This window comes from Bacteroides caecigallinarum (genome assembly GCF_016902295.1).
GTDB lineage: Bacteria > Bacteroidota > Bacteroidia > Bacteroidales > Bacteroidaceae > Phocaeicola > Phocaeicola caecigallinarum_A.
Genome location: NZ_JACJLQ010000123.1, coordinates 1 through 799, shown reverse-complemented (window position 1 = coordinate 799; position 799 = coordinate 1). Strand labels below are relative to the sequence as shown.

At 43.1% G+C, this 799-nt stretch carries 1 protein-coding gene; it reads right to left on the bottom strand.

Annotation, left to right across the window (positions count from 1 at the left end; translation table 11 throughout):
- Window positions 1-580: IS30 family transposase (locus H6A27_RS14440; protein ID WP_204509192.1), on the bottom strand; the 580-nt coding region annotated here is incomplete at its 3' end.
- Window positions 581-799 lie beyond the last annotated feature (219 nt).

Genomic DNA, 799 nt, shown 5'->3' with positions numbered 1-799 from the left:
CTCCAATAACTAAATCCATCTCCCAGTCTCCAAATCTTTTTCCATTGGCTTCTGCCGGTCTTTCATGGATGGATACCCTGTCAGGAATCATGCTTTTTCCTGCTGTCTTATATGGCTTAGCCTGGTGACGCCTGTATTTCATATGGTGATGACAATATTTTGAAAGCTCAGGCTTTCTTCTGATTTCCTGATAGATACGTTCCTTAGATATGCGTTTCCCCTCTTTTTTCAGATGTCCTGAAATTTGTTCCGGAGACCATCCTTTCCCTTTTAGTAACTTTATGGCAAGCTCCAGCACCCCAGGTTTTATTGCTGTGTTGCGTACTATTCGCTCCCTCTTTTCACGGGCCATTTCATCAGCCTGTTTGGGATTATACCTACCGGTCTTTGTCCTATTACGCTTCAACTCACGTGAAATGGTGGATGCTGAACGTTTCTTTTCAGGAGGAGGATTACCGGAGGATATGGCTGCTTCCTCTTCAATACGGTTTAATTCGTCTGCTATGGCTTTTAATGAAAAACCATTTTGGCGCATGGTAGAAATTGTGTACCTTTGCGCAAGGGTTAATTGATTGTACATAAGCAATACAAAGTTAATTAATCTTGGGGAGACTTCGGTCTCCCTTTTTGTTTTTTTGCATTGCCACAGGGAAAGGTTTTCTTAGCCATACGTACCTCCTAAAATAATGAAAGCGGGGCTGAAATCAGACAGCCTCGCTCCTTTACACTATTTCAGTGTGGTACATGAATCTATTGCTTGGTCGAGTTGCTCCTCAGCAGAGCTCGCCTCCTCTTTGAT